Origin of the sequence: Mesorhizobium sp. M0571 (assembly GCF_040320985.1) — a bacterium.
In the GTDB taxonomy this organism is placed as follows: Bacteria; Pseudomonadota; Alphaproteobacteria; order Rhizobiales; family Rhizobiaceae; genus Mesorhizobium.
Map to the genome: position 1 here is coordinate 51,943 of NZ_JAMYQT010000003.1, position 17,372 is coordinate 69,314.

Below are 17,372 nucleotides of genomic sequence, written 5' to 3' on the forward strand. Positions count from 1 at the left end.
TCGGATTGCCCCGAATTGCCCTTCGCAATTCGGTTGGCAATCCGGGTGAGGGGGCACTTGCCGATCTGCGATTGTCCTGCCATCGAGCGAGACCAAGCGCTCCTACAGCAGCCCCGCCTGCTCGGCCTCTCGGCGCAAATCCTGCCTTGGCCTTGGGCCGATCTGCTGGATGACCAGCCCGGCGGCCAGCGAGCCGAGATCGCCGCACTGCTTCAGGCTGCGGCCTTGCGTGTAGCCGTAGAGGAAGCCAGCGGCGTAGAGGTCGCCGGCGCCGGTGGTGTCGACCAGCTCCCGGATCTTGGTCGCCTCGATGGTGACCGTCTCGTCGCCGCGCACGATCACCGAGCCCCTTTCCGAGCGGGTGACGGCGGCGATCTTGCAATCCTTGCGGATCCGGGCCAGCGCCTCGTCGAAGGACGCGGTCTGGTAGAGCGACTTGATCTCGTGGCTGTTGGCAAAGACGATGTCGACGGTGCCGGAGCGCATCAGGTCGAGGAACTCGTCGCGGTAGCGGTCGACGCAGAACGAATCCGACAATGTCATCGATACTTCGCGCCCCGCCGCATGGGCGAGCTTCGCCGTCTGCCGGATCGCCTCCTTGGCGCGCGGCGGGTCCCACAGATAACCCTCGAAATAGGTGACCGCCGCGCCCGAGGCCTTGTCGGCCTCGACGTCCTCCGGGCCGAGTTCGATGCAGGCGCCGAGATAGGTGTTCATCGAGCGCTCGCCGTCCGGCGTGACGAAGATCATCGAGCGCGCCGTCGGTGGTTCGCCGTCGAGCGGTTTTGTGTCGAAGGCGACGCCCTGCGCGTGGATGTCGTGCGCGTAAATCTCGCCGAGCGCGTCGTTGGAGACCTTGCCGAAGAAGGCGGCGCGACCGCCGAAGGAGGCGACGCCCGCCGCCGTGTTGCCGGCGCTGCCGCCCGAGGCTTCGATCGCCGGGCCCATGCGGCTGTAGAGCAGTTCGGCGCGCCTTGTGTCGATCAGGTTCATCGCGCCCTTGATGATGCCGTTGGTCTCCAGGAACGCCTCGTCGCACTGGGCGATGATGTCGACGATGGCATTTCCGATACAAAGCACGTCATAGTCCGGCATCAATTCATGTCTCCGCCAAAAACCCACCGGCTTTCTGCCACGCCGGGCGCGGGCGGGTCTAGCGGTTTGATGCGGCTTTGCCTAGACCGCGAGTTATAAATCCGGGCAGAACGCAGATGCTTCGCATTGTGCGGTTGCGCTTGCAGCCTGCGCTATCTCCGCCTATTCCGGGAGACATCAGCCACGGGCACGTTTGACATGGGATTGGAAACGCCGTGATCCTCGACGCTGCCCGCGCCGCCTTGAGCCGGCTGTTCTCGCCCGAATTCCGTTCCGTGTTCCTGAAGACGCTGGGGCTGACCTTGCTGGCGCTGGCGGCGCTGTGGTTCGGGATAAAGAGCCTGTTCGAATGGCTGGCCTGGCCGTGGATCGATGCATGGCTGCCCAGCCTGCCGTCGTGGGCCGGATGGCTGGGCGTCATTGTCGCCGGGATCGGCCTTGCGCTGGGCTTGGCGCTGCTCATCGCGCCGGTGACGGCGATCATCGCCGGCCTGTTCCTCGACGACGTCGCCGAGATGGTCGAGCGCACCGACTATCCCAACGATCCGCCCGGCCGCGCCGTGCCGGCGCTGCGCTCGCTGGTGCTGGCGATCCGGTTCTTCGGCGTCGTCATCCTCGGCAACATCCTGGCTCTGCTGCTTCTGCTGGTGCCAGGCATCAACATCGCCGCCTTCTTCATCGTCAACGGCTATCTGCTGGGGCGCGAGTTTTTCGAGTTCGCCGCCATGCGCTTTCGCCCGGAGGCCGAGGCCAAGGCGCTGCGCAGAAAGCACTCGGTCACCGTGTTCCTGGCCGGTCTGGTTGTCGCCGCTTTCCTCGCCGTGCCGCTGCTCAACCTTCTGACGCCGCTGTTCGCCGCCGCCATGATGGTGCATCTGCACAAGGCCATCTCGGCGCGGGAAGCGAGCTAGCGCAGCAGAAAGCCGCGCCCCAGTTCGTCGTCGTCCTCGACGATGAATTCGGCTCGCCCGCTATAAAAGGCGCGGCCGCCGACGCGGGCGATGATGGCGTCATGCGTCCCGGCTTTGGCCGTCCGCGCGACCGCGCCGGAAAAGCGCGAGCCGGCGATGCTCTCGAACAGCCGCGTCCGGCCAATCTCGATCTGGCCTTTGGCGTGCATTGCCGCCAGCCGCGCGGTAACGCCCGAGCCGGTCGGCGAGCGGTCGACCTCGGCCTCGGCGAAAACGCAGATGTTTTTGGTCGGCGTATCGGAGAACGCATCCTGTCCATCGGTCAGGATCGTGCCATAGAGGAAAGCAAGGTCGGCATGGTCGGGATGCGACAGCGGCAATTCCGCTTTCAGCTTCCCGGTCAGCGTCGTTGCCGCGTCGACGAAATCGCGCACGCGGTTCTTGCCGAACGCCAGCCCGAACTGGCGGCAATCGGCCAGCGCATAGAAGGCACCGCCATAGGCAACGTCGAAGCCGACCGCACCATAGCCCGGCAGCTCGATGTGCTGGTCGCCAGCAAACAGAAACGCCGGCACGCTTTCGAAGGACACCGCACCGGCCTTGCCGTCCTTTACCTCGACCGCAGCCGAGATCAGCCCGCATGGCGCCTCGATGTTGACCGTCGTTAGCGGCTCGCGTGCCGCAACCAGCCGCTCGTCGACGGCGTAGCGGCCGAGCGCGACGATGGCGTGGCCGCACATCGTCGAATAGCCCTCATTGTGCATGAACAGCACCGCGAGGTCGGCGTCCGGCAGGTCGGGTTCCACCAGCAGCGCGCCATACATATCGTAATGGCCGCGCGGCTCGAACATCAGGATCTTTCTGAGGTGATCGAGATGGTCGCGCACATAGGCACGCTTTTCGAGGATCGTGCCCTTGGGAATATTGGGGTAGCCGCCGGTGACGATCCGCAGCGGCTCGCCGCCGGTGTGCATGTCGATGACGGTGAGCGTCATTCGCCGGGCTTGGCAAACAGGGCCTGCAGCTTGCCGAACGGCATGGCTGCGCGGGTGAAGCCGAAGGTGCCGTCCTGCTGGATCTCGCGCGCCGCGGTCTCCAGCATGCCGAAGGCGAAATTGGTGAGCCAAGGCCCAAGCGAGATGCGCTTTACCCCCGCCATGGCAAGATCGGCGATGGTGAAGCCGGGCCTGGCCATGACGTTGACCGGCTTGGTCAGCGCCGAGCAGACGGTTCGCACCATCTCGATGTCGCCGAGGCCCGGTGCATAGAGCACGTCGGCGCCGGCCTTCTCGAAGGCCTGCAGCCGCTTGATCGTGTCGTCGAGATCGGGCTTGCCCCACAGGAAATTCTCAGCCCGAGCGGTGAAGACGAAATCGCGCTTCAGTGCCCTGGCCGCTTCGGCCGCCGCCGCGACGCGCTCGACGGCATGCGAAAAATCGTAGATCGGCTTGTCGGGCTCGCCGGTATGGTCCTCGATCGAGCAGCCGGCGAGGCCCGCCGCCTCGGCGGCGAAGATGGTCTCGCCGGCACTTGTCGCGCTATCGCCCTTGCCCTTTTCGAGGTCGGCCGAAACCGGCAGTCCGGTCGCCGCCGACACTTCGCGGCAATGGTGGATCATTGCCTCGAACGTCACCGCGCCGTCCGGCAGGCCGCGCGAAAAGGCAAAGCCGGCGCTGGTCGTGGCCAGCGCGTTGAAGCCGAATGAGGCCAAGAGCTTGGTCGTGCCGACGTCCCAGGAATTGGCCATGACGAAGATCGATGCATGCAGGTCGCGAAAAATCTTTCCCTTATCCATGGATGCTCCCCTCCAGTGCGGACTATGAAGGAAATTCTAGCCCGGCGGCACGCGCCGGGCAAACAAATGCGGTTGGCTCAGAAGCGTTTGGCGTTCTCTCCTGCCAATCGGTCCAGCGCATCGGAATCCTTGACGTAGCGCGAAGCATTTTTGTCCCAATGGTAGGTGACGGAAATGTCGCGCGAAGACGCCTTTGGCGGCTGCTGGCCATCGCAGCTTTCATCGCCCGGCACCGTCGCGTCGGTCACCGTGACCTTGATGGCTGCATAGGGCTGGCCGTCGGCAATCGCCTGGAAGGCCGCATTCTGCGTCCTTCTGTTGGTGCAGAGGTTTTCGTCGAACGTATAGATCATGTCGATCAGCTCGAACCTGTCGTTGCGGACCATGACCAGCGGCGTGATCACATAGCCCTGGCTCGAATTGAAATGCGTGCTCGTATTGATGATGACGTCATCGCCGAGCCCGATCGATAGCCTGCCCGGATCGCGAAAATAGGTGCTGCGGTCGACGGCGACATTGACCGCGTCGAGCAACGCCGGCTTGCCGGCGATGTCGTAGAGTGCCAGCACGGCATAACCTTCGGCACTGTCAGGCGAGTCGCCGAGGTCGAACAGCATGGTCAGCCGGTCCTTGCCGCCGGCCTTGATGCCGAGCACGCCGGCGTTGGAAAGACCCGACGTCGCCGGCGGCGAGCCGCCGTAGTCCGGCCCAGCGATGTGGCGCATCTCGATCGGCATCGATCCCCGAAAAAAGCCGTCCTTGTCCGCGGCCAGATCGGGAATGACCATCCTGGCGAGATCGAGATAGGTGATATCGCCGTGGCGGGGGACGGCGCTGCCGAGCTCCGGGAAGCTGACGGCCTCAGCGCTGGCCGTCGTCCAGAGACAGGGCAGCAGCAGGCAGGCAAAGAGGAAACGAAGCCGGGGGAAGGTCATGCGCGCGCTCGTTATGTCGGGCGCGCACAAGCTAAATCATTTTGCGGCCAAGAGGAAACACCTGGCGTTGCGTCACTATGCTGGTTTGGCTTCGGTCGCCAGAGTCTGCTGGAACACCGGCACCAGCTGATCCATGGCGGCTGCGAGCCACGTGCCGAGTTCGTCGGGCAGAGTATCGTGGATCCAGACCAGGCGGCTCCGGCCCTCGCTCTCGGCGAAGACCTGCATAGAGGTATTATCGTGGGTGACCTCGTCGCCGAGCCATCCCCACACGATCCGCCGGTTCTGCTCGTCGCGGGCGATGAGCCGCTCTCGTACAACTTTGCCGTCGGCAAAAGTAAGAGCCCGCACGTCGCCCTCATCCACCCGGCAGTCGACGAAAACGCCTGGGGCTATCCGTTGGGCGCCGCCGGCGAAGTCGCCGACCGTCGCCCATACGCTTTCCGGTGAAGCATCTACGATGATTTCCCTGACTATCGAAGCCATTTTCGCTGTTCCTCTGTTAGCGGGTAGACCTGTCTGTCTGTACAAGGCATGTCCGCAGCCCGAACCAATGGTCGACCCGAAAGCCTTGCGCGCCGCCGCATCCTCGATACGGCGACCGCGCTGTTTTCTCTGGGGGGAGTCCGCGCAGTCGGCATCGACCGCATCATCGCCGAGGCCGGCGTTGCCAAAGCGACGTTCTATCACCACTTCGCGGCCAAGGACGATCTCGTCCGCGCCTATATCGAGGAGCTCAGCAAGGGAGGACGGGCCGCCATCGCGAGCCTTGGCCGACGGCCAGCTCGCCAGATGATCCTTGCCATATTCGATCTCATTGCCGATGCGGCAGATCAGCCGGGCTACCGCGGCTGCCCGTTCCAGAATGCCGCTGCCGAATATCCCGACCCCAGCAGCTCGGTTCGCCAGGCGATCGATAAGCATCGTCACTGGAAGTGGGGCATCCTCAAGGACCTGCTGATCACGGACGCAAATCCCGATCCGGACCGCACCGCAGACGCGCTAACAGTGGCGGCCGACGGCCTCCTTGTCGTCAGTCATCTCGACAGGCCGGCCAATCTGCGCACTCTCATACGCGACACGGTCGACCGAGTACTTGGGGCGCCGCGCCCGGTCTGAAATCGAGGGGGATTTGCGCGAGGCGACGAGAGCATTTGCTGGGACCGTCCCGTAAGGCGACACAGCGTTAAGGCATGTAGCCTCAACAAAGGCCCGATCAGTGGATCGGCACCAGCCCGGCCAGTTCACGCATGTCGTCGAACAGGATACCGCCGGCTTCGATCAGCCCGTCGTGGTCGGAAAGCGGGTCGCCGTGGTAGGAATAGACGCGCATGCCGGCGGCGATGCCGGCTGTCGTCCCGGCCACGCTGTCCTCGATGACGATGCAGTCGGCGGGCGCGAAGCCCATCGTCGCTGCCGCATGCAGGAAGAGGTCGGGGAACGGCTTGCCATGGGAGACCATGGTCGAGCTGAACAGCGCGTGCTCGAACAGCGGCAGCAGCCCGGTCTGGCCAAGCGTGATGTGCATTTTCGATACCCGTGCCGACGAGGCGACGCAGGTGGCGATGCCGGCGGCGTGCACGGTTTCGATGAACTCGCGAACATAGGGGACGGCCTCGACGCCATGCGCGAACAGGTCCGGCAGGCCGGCGTTCCAGCGCTCGACGAAATCGGCGCCAAGACTGACGCCGGTCGCCTCGACTTCCTTCTGCACCGAGACCATGCTGCGGCCGGAAAAATTCTTGCGGCAATATTCGAAGCTGGCCGGAAAGCCTGCCGAGGTCAGCCATTCGGCGAGCCGCCGGTTGGCCAGGTTCTCGGTGTCGACCAGAACCCCGTCGCAATCGAAGATGACGAGCTTGGGTATTTTCATTAAGCGGTCCCGGTCGATCCGAAGCCGCCCGAGCCGCGCGCCGTGCCGCCGGCCAATGTGCGCTCCTCGACGGTCGCCTGCGTCACCGGGGCGAAGACGATCTGGGCGATCCGCATGCCGCGCGTCACCGCGAAATCCTCGTCGCCGAGATTGATCAGCAGCACCTTGACCTCGCCGCGATAATCGCTGTCGATGGTGCCCGGCGTGTTGAGGCAGGTGAGCCCGTGCTTGAAGGCGAGGCCGGAACGCGGCCGCACCTGGCCTTCCACGCCCTCCGGAATTTCCAGGATCAGCCCGGTAGGCACCAGCGCTCGCTTTCCCGGCAGGATCAAAAGCGGCCGGTCGTCCGGCACCGCGGCGCGCAGATCAATGCCGGCGGCGCCCGAGCTCTCATAGGCGGGGAGCGGCAATCCCTCGCCATGCGGCAGCCTGACGAAACCGACGGCCGGACCGATGACGGAGGAGGGATAAAGTGCTGCGCGCATAAGGCTGATCCTATCGTCGCGAACGCCGATCCAGTCAACTCGGCGGCAATGCTATCAACGGCTTTCTTTCAGCACAGTTCCGCTTCAGCGCAGTTCCATCGGAACGACGGTGGTCTCCTTGATCTCCTCCATGACGAAGGAGGCCGAGACGTCCGACAGTGCCACCTTGGCGATCAGGCGCTGGTAGAGCCGGTCATAGGCCTTCACATCGGCGACGCGAGCGCGCAGCACATAGTCGAGGTCGCCGGACATGCGGTAGGCACCGGTGATCTCGGCAAAGCCGGTCACCGCCGCCCGGAACTTTTGCAGCCAGTCGGGATCGTGATTCGAGGTGCGGATCAGGATGAACACGGAAAGGCCGAGCCCGAGCTTATCGGCATCGACAAGCGCCACCCGACCGGTGATGACGCCGTCTTCCTCCAGCCGCTTGACCCGACGCCAGCAGGCATTGCGTGACAGCGATATTCTTGCCGAGAGCTGGTCGACGGATAGCGTGCCGTCGCGTTGCAGCTCGGCCAGCAATCTTCGGTCTATTTCGTCGATATCCGGCATCCTGTGGGATGTTTGTCTCAAAATTCAGCCTTATACAAGGATAAATTGAGACGAATGAACCGAGCGCCCATGTCAGGATACTCATGGCCGGCTCTTCATGCCGGCAGGAGGGATTCGACATGACGGCACGGCTCGCAAGACTTTTCACCTCTCACCCGGCCACGGTCGGCGAGAGCTATTTCGGCCATATGGCTTTCGCGGCATGGTTCTCGTCGCGATTGTTCATGGCGGCTTTTGCCGCGCTCGTTCACGCTTTCTTGCCGTTCTTGTTCGAGTCTACGGCAAGCGGCATCATCCGCGAGCTCTACGAGCGGACGCACCACCGAGGACGTTAAGCCGTGGAGGTGCCGATTGCGGCAAGGCCGCGGGACAGCGCCGACCCCTCAACGGATCCCGGCAGCGCAATCCCGATCAAGCGCCGCCCGTCGTCGAAATGCTGAGCCAGGCTTGAAGCCGCGCCGCAATCCGCCATTTTGAGGAGCGCGGCGCGATAGCCCGGAGCACTCCCGATGGATATCGTCTTTTCCTCGACCACCAAACTGGCCTCCGCCATCCGCGACGGCAAGATTTCCGCGCTGGAAGCGATCGACGCGCATCTGGCGCAGGTCGACAGGCACAATGAGGCGGTCAACGCCGTCGTAACCCTCGACCGGGAAGGCGCGCGGCAACGCGCCGCAAAGGCCGACCAAGCGCGGACGCGCGGCGACGCACTCGGGCCGCTGCACGGCGTGCCGTTCACGCTGAAGGACATGCACGAGACCGCGGGCATGAAGACCACCGTCGGCTTCCCGCCCTTTGCCGACTATGTCGCGAGGCAAGACAGCCCGGTCGTTGCCCGGCTGAAAGCCGCAGGCGGCGTGCTGGTCGGCAAGACGAACGTGGCGACGATGCTGGGCGACTGGCAGTCGAACAATCCGCTGTTCGGCCGCACCGGCAATCCCTGGGATCTCCAGCGCACCGCCGGCGGCTCCAGCGGCGGTGCGGCGGCGGCGCTCACCACCGGTATGACGCCGTTTGAGGTCGGCACCGACATGCAGGATTCGATCCGGCTGCCTTCTGCCTTCTGCGGCGTCTATGGCCTCAAGCCGACCGAGCATCGCGTCTCGCTGGCCGGCGCGTTTCCCGATCCGGGCGGGGCATCGCGCAGCGTGCGGCTGATGTCCTGCCTCGGACCGCTGGCGCGCAGCGTCGAAGACCTGGCACTGATCTACGGCCTCATTGCCGGGCCGGATGGAAGCGACACCGACCTTGCGCCGGTACCGGTCGAAGACATGCCCGAGCTGGATCTCAAAAATTTGCGTATTGCCGTCGCGCCGTCCTTCCCAGGTTTTCCAGTGGCAGGCGAAATCAGTGCGGCGGTCGAAAGTCTGGCAAAGGAGCTTCAGTCGGCAGGCGCGATCGTCGAGGAGGCCAAATTGCCGAAGCTCGACCTGCACGACGATCTGGAGCAAGGCGGCGCGCTGATCGGCATGATGCTGGAGACGGCGCAGCCCGAACCACCGGAGAAGCCGACGCCGGTCTCGCGTTGGTTCGAGGCGCTCGCCCGCCGCGACCGCTCCATCCTGGCCTGGGATCGGTTCTTCGAAGACTGCGACGCCTTGCTGTGCCCCGTCGCCATGGTCACCGCCTTCCCGCATTGCGAGCCGGGAACGCCGATCGAGGTCGACGGCAAGAAGCAAAGCTACTGGATGCTGCCGGCCTATGGCGCGGTGTTCAACTATAGCGGCCATCCGGCATTGTCGCTGCCATGCGGGCAGGACAGCAATGGCCTGCCCATCGGCCTGCAACTGGTCGGCAAACGCTGGTCGGAGGCGCGGCTGCTCGGGATCGCCAGGGCAATCGAGCCGCTCACCGGCGGCTTTCGCAGGCCGCCCGGCTATTGAGAAAACCGCGTAAGGCCATAGGGCGCAAGCAGCGGATCGCGCTCGCCTTCGAGGATTTCACGGGCGGCGAACAGGCCGACTGCGGGCGCCAGCGTGATGCCGGAATGCATGACCGCGACGTAAACGCCGCTCCTGCCTTCCGCGCGCCCAATGATCGGAAAGCCGTCGATCGGCGTCGGCCGATAGCCGACGGTGTGGAAATCGAGTTCCAGCCCGTCCGCGCCGCGCAGCATGGCCTTCATCGCTGCAAACAGGTTGCGGGCGGTGGCTGCGGCATCCATGCCAGGATCGGCGCCGCCGAAATCCGAGCCGGCGATGATGCGTCCCTCCGCCGTCTGGCGCATGTGCAGGCGGTCGCCGATCACCAGGCCGTTGAGCAGCTTTTGGTGCGGCCGCGAATGCACGATCAGGCCGGGTGGTGTCTCGATCGGCAGTTCTATCCCGGCTGTTGCCGCTATTGCCGGAGAGCCGGCTCCGGCCGCGATCACCACCTCGTCGGCGGCGATCCGCCCGCCAGATGTCTCGACGCCGGTTATCCAGCCGTTGGCCTGCACAAGCGCGGTCGCGGTAACTCCCATCAGCAGCCGCGCGCCGCGCCGTTCGGCCTCGGTCAGCAGTGCTTGCGTGGCAGCGACCGGCTCGGCGACACCTTCCTCGGCGACATAAAGGGCGAAATCGGGAAGCTCGGTCACATTGGGCTCGATGCGCGCTGCCCCGGCGTGGTCGACACGCTCGATGCCGTAGCCCCATGAGGAATGCTCGGCGGCATAGGTTTCAAGCTCGGCACGCTGCAGGTCCCAGCGGAGGCCACCGCACCATTGCAACGGGATGCCGGGCACCTCGTTCGCCAATCGCCTCCATTCGGCCATCGATCGGATCCGCAGCCGGAAGTACGGCTCTGGATTGCCCCAGCTGGCATTGATCCAGGCAAAGGAATTCGGCGTCGCGACGCCGCCGGCGCCGCTGTCGGCAATGACCGTCACCTTTGCCCCGGCCCTGGTCAGGTGCCAGGCGATGGAGGCGCCGATGATGCCGGTGCCGACGACGATCATTTCTTTCGCCAGTGTCATGCTTCACTCCTCGTTCCAACGCGACCACTCCGATGCCATTGCCGAGGGGTTCTGCCAAGAGAGCGCGGCATCAAACACGCTTCTTAACTCTAATACGTACGTACGTATTATGTCACGATGGCTAGACATTCACTTCGCGAAAAACTCCTCGACACTGGTTTCAAAACCATCTGGAATTCCGGCTATTCGTCCGCCGGCATACGCGACATCGTCGCCGCGGCCGATGCCCGCCCGGGCTCCTTCACCAATCATTTTGCCTCCAAGGAGGCATTCACCAGCGAGGTGCTGGACCGCTATTTCGCCTATGTGAGCGGTTTGGTGGAACAGGCGCTCGCCCGGGACGGCACGGCCCCGGTCGGGCGGTTGCGCCGCTATCTCGACGTCATCACTTCGAAACTGGAGGTACATGGCTGGGCACAGGGCTGCATGATCGGCAATCTCAGCCTTGAGACCGCGGCTCACAGTGAGGCGCTGAGGCTGCAACTCGTCGCCATCTTCGAACGCTGGCGTAAGCCCTTCGCCGAATGCATCGCCGAAGGCCAGGCGGCCGGCGATATCACGGACGCGTTCGATGCCGGGGACCTCGCCGATTTCCTTTTGAGCTCCTGGCAAGGCGCGATGCTGCGCATGAAGATTGAGCGTAGTCCCGAACCGCTCGAGCGTTTCAAGAACATCGTCTTCAAAACAGTCTTCGCAAAAAGGAGCTGATCCGATGAACCCGAAACTCGAAAAGCTGGAAGCCCGCATAATGGTGCCGCGCTCGCAAGTCGCGGTACTCGATTCCACCATGTCCTATATCGAGGCAGGCGCGGCCGGTCCGACGGTGCTTTTCCTGCACGGCAACCCGACGTCGTCCTACATCCGGCGCGACATCATTCCGCATGTGGCGCCGTTCGGCCGCTGCATCGCGCCCGACCTGATCGGCTGCGGCCAGTCCGGCAAGCCGGACATCGACTACCGCTTCTTTGACCACGTCCGGTATCTCGACGCTTTCCTTGAGGCGCTTGGCATCACCAACATGATGGTGGTCGCGCAGGACTGGGGCACCGCACTTGCCTTCCAGCGGCCGCAGCGGATCCTCGGCCTGGCCTTCATGGAATTCATCCGCCGCTTCGAGAGTTGGGACGATTTTCGCCAGCGTCCGCAAGCGCGCGAATTGTTCAAGGCAATGCGTACGCCTGGCGTCGGTGAGAAGCTTGTTCTGGAAGACAACGTCTTCGTCGAAAAGGTGCTGCCGGCTGCTGTGCTGCGCACGATGAGCGATGAGGAAATGGCCGCCTACCGGGCGCCGTTCCCGACACCGCAATCGCGCAAGCCGATCCTGCAGCTGCCGCGCGACCTGCCGATCGAAGGCCAGCCTGCCGATGTCGCTGCCATCAGTGAGCACGACCATCGGGCGCTCCGGGCTTCCTCCTACCCGAAGCTGCTTTTCTCAGCGGATCCGGGCGCCCTCGTTTCGCCGCAGGCGGCACGGGAATTCGCAGCCGGGCTGAAGAACTGCCGCCTGATCGACCTCGGACCCGGTGCGCATTATCTGCAGGAGGGACCATGCCGACAAGATCGGCGCCGCTATTGCCGAGTGGATTCCCGAGATAGCCACCGAGAGCTATGCCGCCGAACCGGCCTGACGCCGGAGTGTAAACCAGCAGCCGCGGCCGCCGGAGAGGTCGACAGCTTAGCTCTGCCGGTGCCGGGCGATGGAGGCGCCGATGATGCCGGCGTCGATGACGATGATGTTCTTGCTCACGGCAGTGCACCTTCAATCGCCAGGACTTTCTTGCCCTCATGCCATCGTGGTACATACTTGCCAAGAACGTTGCCGGGACCGCTCTCGAAGCGCGGTCGATGACGATCGCCTCACTGGAAACGTTCAGCTCAATCACATGAGGGTCATTTGCGCCGCTGGATAAAAGGGCTGGTTTTTGCTGCAGCCGGAGCCGCCATTGTCTATGCCGTCTTCTTCGGCCCGCTGCCGTTCGTTCGATCTTGGTGGCAGGACGACAACTGGCTGGATCCTTTGCATAAGCGCCATCGCATTGCTGACCGTTTGGTGCTGACCGCGGCGTTGGTTGGGAAATCGCGGGCAGAAGTTGTTGCCATGCTCGGCGAGCCGCCGAAGACGGACTATTTCGAGGACTGGAGTCTGGTTTATGTTCTTGGTTCGGAAAGGGGATTTTTTTCGATCGACTCTGAATGGCTGGTTATGCGCCTGGATGACGCTGGCTCGGTCACGCAGGCGGCTATCGTCAGAGACTGAACCTGCTGCCGGGATATCAGCGGTGTTTCCGTTCGACAGGCAGGGAAAGCGCTGCTAGAAGCCCGCGCCACAGACAGGATTCCTGAAATTGGCTGAAGACATCGAACAAGCGGTATCGCGCCGCCGCACTTTCGCGATCATCGCCCACCCCGACGCCGGCAAGACCACGCTGACCGAAAAACTGCTTCTGTTCGGCGGCGCCATCCAGCTTGCCGGCGAGGTCAAGGCCAAGAAGGACCGCATCCAGACCCGGTCCGACTGGATGAAGATCGAACGCGAGCGCGGCATCTCGGTGGTCACCTCGGTGATGACCTTCGAATATGAGGACACTGTCTTCAACCTGCTCGACACGCCCGGCCACGAGGATTTCGCCGACGATACCTATCGCACGCTGTCGGCGGTCGACAGTGCGGTCATGGTCATCGATGCCGCCAAGGGTATCGAGCCGCGCACGCTGAAACTGTTCGAGGTATGCCGGCTGCGCGATATCCCGATCATCACCTTCGTCAACAAGATGGACCGCGAAAGCCGTGACCCGTTCGAGATCCTCGACGAGATCGAGCAGAAGCTGGCGCTGGACACGGCACCGATCACCTGGCCGATCGGCCGCGGCAAGACTTTTTCCGGCACCTACCATCTGGCGCTGAACGCGGTGCGCAAGGGCGACGCCGAGAAGGAGCGCACGCCGGTCAATGGACCCGATTCCAACCGCGTCGCCGGCCTGTTGCCGGAGAACGAGCGGGAGGCCTTCATCGAGGAGCTGGAGCTGGCGCGCGAAGCCTGCCGCCCGCTCGACCTCGATGCCTTCCGCGAGGGCCATTTGACGCCGGTCTATTTCGGCTCGGCGCTGCGCAATTACGGCGTGCGCGATCTGATCGAGGCGCTAGGCGCCTATGGGCCGCCGCCGCGCGCGCAGGAGGCCGACAGCCGCAAGGTCGAGGCGACCGAGGACAAGATGACGTCCTTCGTCTTCAAGATCCAGGCCAATATGGACCCCAACCATCGCGACCGCATCGCCTTCGTCCGCGTCTGTTCTGGCAAGCTCGAGCGCGGCATGAAGGCCAAGCTGGTGCGCACGGGAAAGCCAATGAGCCTGTCGGCACCGCAATTCTTCTTCGCCCGCACCCGCGTCACCGCCGACGAGGCGTTTGCCGGCGACGTCGTCGGTATTCCCAACCACGGCACGCTGCGCATCGGCGACACGCTGACCGAAGGCGAGGAGATCCTGTTTCGCGGCGTGCCGAATTTCGCGCCAGAAATCCTGCGCCGCGTTCGCCTCGGCGATGCCATGAAAGCCAAGAAGCTCAAGGAGGCGCTGCACCAGATGGCCGAGGAAGGCGTCGTGCAATTGTTCTCGCCGGAGGACGGCTCGCCGGCCATCGTCGGCGTCGTCGGCGCCCTGCAGCTCGATGTCCTGAAAGAACGCCTGAACTTCGAATACACGCTGCCGGTCGATTTCGAGATGCCGCGTTTTTCCGTCTGCCGCTGGATATCGGCCGACGACAAGGCCGAACTCCAGCGCTTCATCGAGGCGCATCGCGGCGACATTGCCCGCGACCTCGACAACGATCCGGTGTTCCTCGCCCAGCACGCCTTCTCGCTAAACTACGAGGCCGAACGCTGGAAGGCGATCCGCTTCGCGGCGGTCAAGGATTACCAGGTCCGCGACAGAGCGGCTTGATGCGCCACCTTGCCTTCTCCCCTTGTGGGAGAAGGTGTCGCCGAAGGCGACGGATGAGGGGTGTTCCAGGAAACACCAACGCCTCGTTACGTCCAACACCCCTCAACCGTCTTGGCGCTCCGCGCCAATCCACCTTCTCCCACAGGGGGAGAAGGGGAAGAGCGCCATCGCTCACCCCCTGGCTGCCTCTTCGATCTTCGCGATATCAATCTTGCTCATCTGCATCATCGCCTGCATCACCCGGCCAGCCTTTTCCCTGTCGGGATCTTGCAGCAGCCTGGGCAGTTGCTCCGGCACGACCTGCCAGGAGAGGCCGAATTTGTCCTTCAGCCAGCTGCACTGGCTGGGCTCGCCGCCGCCCTCGATGAGCCTGTTCCAGAAATGGTCGACCTCTTCCTGCGTCTTGCAGTCGATGGAGAGCGACACTGCCTCGGTGAACTTGAATTGCGGCCCGCCGTTGAGCGCCTGGAACTGAACACCGTCGAGCTCGAACGAGACCACCAGCACCTTGCCCTCACGATCGCCGCTGCCCTTGGGCCAGCGCGTCACGCTCAGCACCTTCGAGTTCTTGAAGATGGAGACGTAGTGGTTCATGGCCTCCTCGGCCTGGTCGTCGAACCACAGGAAGGTGGTGATCTTTTGCATTCTCTTGCTCCTCGGGCTGGTTTTGGCTTTGCTTTCACTCGTAAAACGGCCGGCTGGCGATCAATGCCCTGGTCCCCGCCGTTTGACCCAAGGACGCTCGAGCAAACCGCGATCCGACAGCACCTCTGACTTTTTTACTGGGTGGACCGGCTTGCCGCCTTTGGCCCGAGATCACGGCCGCTCGTTCCACCATGCAGCCAATATCTGGCGCAGCGCAAAATTGTGGCCAGACCAGAGCGTGGCGTCTATAAGGCCTGCGGCTCAATTCCGGTTTTCCGCGCCCCCGCTGGCGCGACGCAGACAGCAAGGACAGTTCAATGCCCGCCTACCGTTCCCGCACCACCACCCATGGCCGCAACATGGCCGGCGCACGCGGCCTGTGGCGCGCCACCGGGATGAAGGATTCGGATTTCGGCAAGCCGATCATCGCGGTGGTCAATTCCTTTACCCAATTCGTGCCCGGCCATGTCCATCTGAAGGATCTCGGCCAGCTGGTTGCCCGCGAGATCGAAAAGGCCGGCGGCGTCGCCAAGGAATTCAACACCATCGCCGTCGATGACGGCATCGCCATGGGCCATGACGGCATGCTCTATTCGCTGCCGTCGCGCGAATTGATCGCCGACTCGGTGGAATACATGGTCAACGCGCACTGCGCCGACGCCATGGTCTGCATCTCGAATTGCGACAAGATCACGCCGGGCATGCTAATGGCGTCGCTGCGCCTCAACATCCCCACCGTCTTCGTCTCCGGCGGCCCGATGGAGGCCGGTAAGGTGGTGCTCGCCGGCAAGACCCAGGCGCTCGACCTGGTCGACGCCATGGTTGCGGCCGCCGATGACAATATCTCCGACGAGGACGTCAAGATCATCGAGCGCTCGGCCTGTCCGACCTGCGGCTCCTGCTCCGGCATGTTCACCGCCAATTCGATGAACTGCCTGACCGAGGCGCTCGGCCTCTCGCTGCCCGGCAACGGCTCGACGCTGGCCACGCATGCCGACCGCAAGCGGCTGTTCGTCGAGGCCGGTCATCTGATCGTCGATCTCGCCCAGCGCTATTACGAGCAGGACGACGACACCGCGCTGCCGCGCAGCATCGCCTCGAAGGGCGCCTTCGAGAACGCAATGACGCTCGACATCGCCATGGGCGGCTCGACCAACACGGTGCTGCACATCCTCGCCGCAGCACACGAGGGCGAGGTCGACTTCACCATGGAGGACATCGACCGGCTGTCGCGGCGGGTTCCGGTGCTGTGCAAGGTGGCTCCGGCCAAGGCTGACGTCCACATGGAGGATGTCCATCGCGCCGGCGGCATCATGGCGATCCTCGGCCAGCTGGATAGCGCCGGGCTGATCAACCGCGACCTGCCGACGGTGCATACGGCAAGCCTTGGCGAAGCGCTCGACCATTGGGATATCTCGCGCACCACCAGCCAGAATGTCCGCGATTTCTTCCTGGCAGCACCCGGCGGCGTGCCAACGCAGGTCGCGTTCAGCCAAGACCGCCGCTGGGACGATCTCGATCTCGACCGCGAGAAAGGTGTTATCCGCTCGGCCGAACATCCTTTCTCCAGGGATGGCGGCCTTGCCGTGCTGAAGGGCAATCTCGCGCTCGACGGCTGCATCGTAAAGACCGCCGGCGTCGATGAATCGATCCTGAAATTCACCGGCCCGGCGAGGGTGTTCGAAAGCCAGGACGCCAGCGTCAAGGCGATCCTGTCGAACGAGATCAAGGCCGGCGATGTCGTCGTCATCCGTTATGAAGGGCCGCGCGGCGGCCCCGGCATGCAGGAAATGCTCTACCCGACCAGCTATCTCAAGTCGAAGGGACTCGGCAAAGCCTGCGCGCTGGTCACCGACGGCCGCTTTTCCGGCGGTACCTCCGGCCTGTCGATCGGCCATGCCTCTCCCGAGGCGGCGGAAGGCGGGCTGATCGGACTGGTGCATGAGGGCGACACGATCGAGATCGATATCCCGAACCGCACTATTAGGCTTGCTGTCGACGACGCGGAACTCGCCGCCCGCCGCGTGGCCATGGAGGCCAAGGGAACCGCTGCCTGGAAGCCCGAGGAAAAGCGCAAGCGCAAGGTGACGACAGCCTTGCGCGCCTATGCGGCAATGGCGACAAGTGCTGCCAAGGGGGCGGTGAGGTATGTGCCGGAATAGGTGTGATTCTTCAAAGGGATGACGGCAG

Annotated in this window: 19 protein-coding genes and 1 pseudogene; 9 read left to right on the plus strand and 11 right to left on the minus strand. The window is 63.9% G+C overall.

All coding sequences use genetic code 11. The annotated features are described in order from the left end of the window. Window positions 1-102 precede the first annotated feature (102 nt). A complete protein-coding gene (locus tag NKI85_RS04850) occupies window positions 103-1,095 on the minus strand; it encodes an adenosine kinase (RefSeq protein WP_352522632.1) in 993 nt (330 codons plus the stop codon). 215 nt (window positions 1,096-1,310) lie between these two features. Between NKI85_RS04850 and NKI85_RS04855 the strand changes: the two genes are divergently transcribed. Next, entirely contained in the window at window positions 1,311-2,006 is a 696-nt protein-coding gene (locus tag NKI85_RS04855; protein ID WP_352522631.1) for a sulfate transporter family protein, read from the plus strand. On the opposite strand, the gene NKI85_RS04860 is transcribed toward NKI85_RS04855, so the two are convergent. From NKI85_RS04860 to NKI85_RS04875, 4 genes are all read right to left on the minus strand, one after another. Further along, window positions 2,003-3,001: a proline racemase family protein gene (locus tag NKI85_RS04860; RefSeq protein ID WP_352522630.1), complete on the minus strand. Its 999-nt coding sequence runs from the start codon at window positions 2,999-3,001 to the stop codon at window positions 2,003-2,005. The two genes, NKI85_RS04855 and NKI85_RS04860, sit on opposite strands and share 4 nt — an antisense overlap. Beyond that, on the minus strand, window positions 2,998-3,801 hold the full coding sequence (locus NKI85_RS04865; protein WP_352776269.1) for an isocitrate lyase/PEP mutase family protein: 804 nt from the start codon (window positions 3,799-3,801) through the stop codon (window positions 2,998-3,000). Before NKI85_RS04865 ends, NKI85_RS04860 begins: the two co-directional genes overlap by 4 nt. Window positions 3,802-3,878: 77 nt before the next feature. Continuing rightward, window positions 3,879-4,736: a hypothetical protein gene (locus NKI85_RS04870; protein ID WP_352522628.1), complete on the minus strand. Its 858-nt coding sequence runs from the start codon at window positions 4,734-4,736 to the stop codon at window positions 3,879-3,881. A 75-nt stretch (window positions 4,737-4,811) separates the two neighbouring features. Continuing rightward, window positions 4,812-5,222: an SRPBCC family protein gene (locus NKI85_RS04875; protein WP_352522627.1), complete on the minus strand. Its 411-nt coding sequence runs from the start codon at window positions 5,220-5,222 to the stop codon at window positions 4,812-4,814. Between the two features lie 48 nt (window positions 5,223-5,270). On the opposite strand from NKI85_RS04875, the gene NKI85_RS04880 reads away from it, so the two are divergent. After that, window positions 5,271-5,855: a TetR/AcrR family transcriptional regulator gene (locus NKI85_RS04880; RefSeq protein ID WP_352522626.1), complete on the plus strand. Its 585-nt coding sequence runs from the start codon at window positions 5,271-5,273 to the stop codon at window positions 5,853-5,855. Window positions 5,856-5,952: 97 nt separating this feature from the next. Here NKI85_RS04880 and NKI85_RS04885 read toward each other — a convergent pair whose 3' ends face one another. The 3 genes from NKI85_RS04885 to NKI85_RS04895 all read right to left on the minus strand — a co-directional run bounded on the left by NKI85_RS04885 (window position 5,953) and on the right by NKI85_RS04895 (window position 7,646). Next, window positions 5,953-6,609 (minus strand): HAD family hydrolase, encoded by a 657-nt coding sequence (locus NKI85_RS04885; protein ID WP_352522625.1) that lies wholly within the window; start codon window positions 6,607-6,609, stop codon window positions 5,953-5,955. Beyond that, window positions 6,609-7,094, minus strand: a complete 486-nt coding sequence (gene dut / locus NKI85_RS04890; RefSeq protein ID WP_352522624.1) for a dUTP diphosphatase — start codon at window positions 7,092-7,094, stop codon at window positions 6,609-6,611. Before dut ends, NKI85_RS04885 begins: the two co-directional genes overlap by 1 nt. Window positions 7,095-7,178: 84 nt before the next feature. Next, complete coding sequence (locus tag NKI85_RS04895; protein ID WP_352522623.1) at window positions 7,179-7,646, minus strand: Lrp/AsnC family transcriptional regulator; 468 nt, start codon at window positions 7,644-7,646, stop codon at window positions 7,179-7,181. Between the two features lie 119 nt (window positions 7,647-7,765). On the opposite strand from NKI85_RS04895, the gene NKI85_RS04900 reads away from it, so the two are divergent. Further along, the gene (locus NKI85_RS04900) at window positions 7,766-7,981 is read left to right on the plus strand and encodes a DUF6356 family protein (protein WP_352522622.1); all 216 of its coding nucleotides are present in this window, start codon (window positions 7,766-7,768) and stop codon (window positions 7,979-7,981) included. Here the strand turns inward: NKI85_RS04900 and NKI85_RS04905 are convergent. Next, the gene (locus NKI85_RS04905) at window positions 7,978-8,181 is read right to left on the minus strand and encodes a hypothetical protein (protein ID WP_352522621.1); all 204 of its coding nucleotides are present in this window, start codon (window positions 8,179-8,181) and stop codon (window positions 7,978-7,980) included. The genes NKI85_RS04900 and NKI85_RS04905 overlap by 4 nt on opposite strands. On the opposite strand from NKI85_RS04905, the gene NKI85_RS04910 reads away from it, so the two are divergent. Then, entirely contained in the window at window positions 8,156-9,529 is a 1,374-nt protein-coding gene (locus tag NKI85_RS04910) for an amidase (protein WP_352522620.1), read from the plus strand. The two genes, NKI85_RS04905 and NKI85_RS04910, sit on opposite strands and share 26 nt — an antisense overlap. Here the strand turns inward: NKI85_RS04910 and NKI85_RS04915 are convergent. Continuing rightward, entirely contained in the window at window positions 9,523-10,599 is a 1,077-nt protein-coding gene (locus NKI85_RS04915) for an NAD(P)/FAD-dependent oxidoreductase (RefSeq protein WP_352522619.1), read from the minus strand. The genes NKI85_RS04910 and NKI85_RS04915 overlap by 7 nt on opposite strands. A gap of 117 nt (window positions 10,600-10,716) precedes the next feature. On the opposite strand from NKI85_RS04915, the gene NKI85_RS04920 reads away from it, so the two are divergent. The 4 genes and pseudogenes from NKI85_RS04920 (at window position 10,717) to NKI85_RS04935 (ending at window position 14,537) form a co-directional block, all read left to right on the plus strand. Continuing rightward, entirely contained in the window at window positions 10,717-11,307 is a 591-nt protein-coding gene (locus tag NKI85_RS04920) for a TetR family transcriptional regulator C-terminal domain-containing protein (RefSeq protein WP_352522618.1), read from the plus strand. Window positions 11,308-11,347: 40 nt separating this feature from the next. Next, window positions 11,348-12,227: pseudogene (locus tag NKI85_RS04925) on the plus strand (haloalkane dehalogenase). 266 nt (window positions 12,228-12,493) lie between these two features. Further along, complete coding sequence (locus NKI85_RS04930) at window positions 12,494-12,856, plus strand: hypothetical protein (RefSeq protein ID WP_352522617.1); 363 nt, start codon at window positions 12,494-12,496, stop codon at window positions 12,854-12,856. Between the two features lie 88 nt (window positions 12,857-12,944). Then, a complete protein-coding gene (locus NKI85_RS04935) occupies window positions 12,945-14,537 on the plus strand; it encodes a peptide chain release factor 3 (RefSeq protein ID WP_352522616.1) in 1,593 nt (530 codons plus the stop codon). Window positions 14,538-14,708: 171 nt separating this feature from the next. Here the strand turns inward: NKI85_RS04935 and NKI85_RS04940 are convergent, their stop codons facing one another. After that, the gene (locus tag NKI85_RS04940; RefSeq protein ID WP_352522615.1) at window positions 14,709-15,182 is read right to left on the minus strand and encodes a VOC family protein; all 474 of its coding nucleotides are present in this window, start codon (window positions 15,180-15,182) and stop codon (window positions 14,709-14,711) included. A 317-nt stretch (window positions 15,183-15,499) separates the two neighbouring features. Between NKI85_RS04940 and ilvD the strand changes: the two genes are divergently transcribed. Continuing rightward, complete coding sequence (ilvD, locus tag NKI85_RS04945) at window positions 15,500-17,344, plus strand: dihydroxy-acid dehydratase (RefSeq protein WP_352522614.1); 1,845 nt, start codon at window positions 15,500-15,502, stop codon at window positions 17,342-17,344. The last annotated feature ends 28 nt before the right edge of the window (window positions 17,345-17,372 follow it).

Bases quoted from the DNA above. Each gene is read 5' to 3' on its own strand.
- NKI85_RS04850 (WP_352522632.1), bottom strand. From the start codon at position 1,095: ATGCCGGACTATGACGTGCTTTGTATCGGAAATGCCATCGTCGACATC.
- NKI85_RS04860 (WP_352522630.1), bottom strand. From the start codon at position 3,001: ATGACGCTCACCGTCATCGACATGCACACCGGCGGCGAGCCGCTGCGG.
- NKI85_RS04865 (WP_352776269.1), bottom strand. From the start codon at position 3,801: ATGGATAAGGGAAAGATTTTTCGCGACCTGCATGCATCGATCTTCGTC.
- NKI85_RS04870 (WP_352522628.1), bottom strand. From the start codon at position 4,736: ATGACCTTCCCCCGGCTTCGTTTCCTCTTTGCCTGCCTGCTGCTGCCC.
- NKI85_RS04875 (WP_352522627.1), bottom strand. From the start codon at position 5,222: ATGGCTTCGATAGTCAGGGAAATCATCGTAGATGCTTCACCGGAAAGC.
- NKI85_RS04880 (WP_352522626.1), top strand. From the start codon at position 5,271: ATGTCCGCAGCCCGAACCAATGGTCGACCCGAAAGCCTTGCGCGCCGC.
- NKI85_RS04885 (WP_352522625.1), bottom strand. From the start codon at position 6,609: ATGAAAATACCCAAGCTCGTCATCTTCGATTGCGACGGGGTTCTGGTC.
- dut (WP_352522624.1), bottom strand. From the start codon at position 7,094: ATGCGCGCAGCACTTTATCCCTCCTCCGTCATCGGTCCGGCCGTCGGT.
- NKI85_RS04895 (WP_352522623.1), bottom strand. From the start codon at position 7,646: ATGCCGGATATCGACGAAATAGACCGAAGATTGCTGGCCGAGCTGCAA.
- NKI85_RS04900 (WP_352522622.1), top strand. From the start codon at position 7,766: ATGACGGCACGGCTCGCAAGACTTTTCACCTCTCACCCGGCCACGGTC.
- NKI85_RS04910 (WP_352522620.1), top strand. From the start codon at position 8,156: ATGGATATCGTCTTTTCCTCGACCACCAAACTGGCCTCCGCCATCCGC.
- NKI85_RS04915 (WP_352522619.1), bottom strand. From the start codon at position 10,599: ATGACACTGGCGAAAGAAATGATCGTCGTCGGCACCGGCATCATCGGC.
- NKI85_RS04920 (WP_352522618.1), top strand. From the start codon at position 10,717: ATGGCTAGACATTCACTTCGCGAAAAACTCCTCGACACTGGTTTCAAA.
- NKI85_RS04940 (WP_352522615.1), bottom strand. From the start codon at position 15,182: ATGCAAAAGATCACCACCTTCCTGTGGTTCGACGACCAGGCCGAGGAG.
- ilvD (WP_352522614.1), top strand. From the start codon at position 15,500: ATGCCCGCCTACCGTTCCCGCACCACCACCCATGGCCGCAACATGGCC.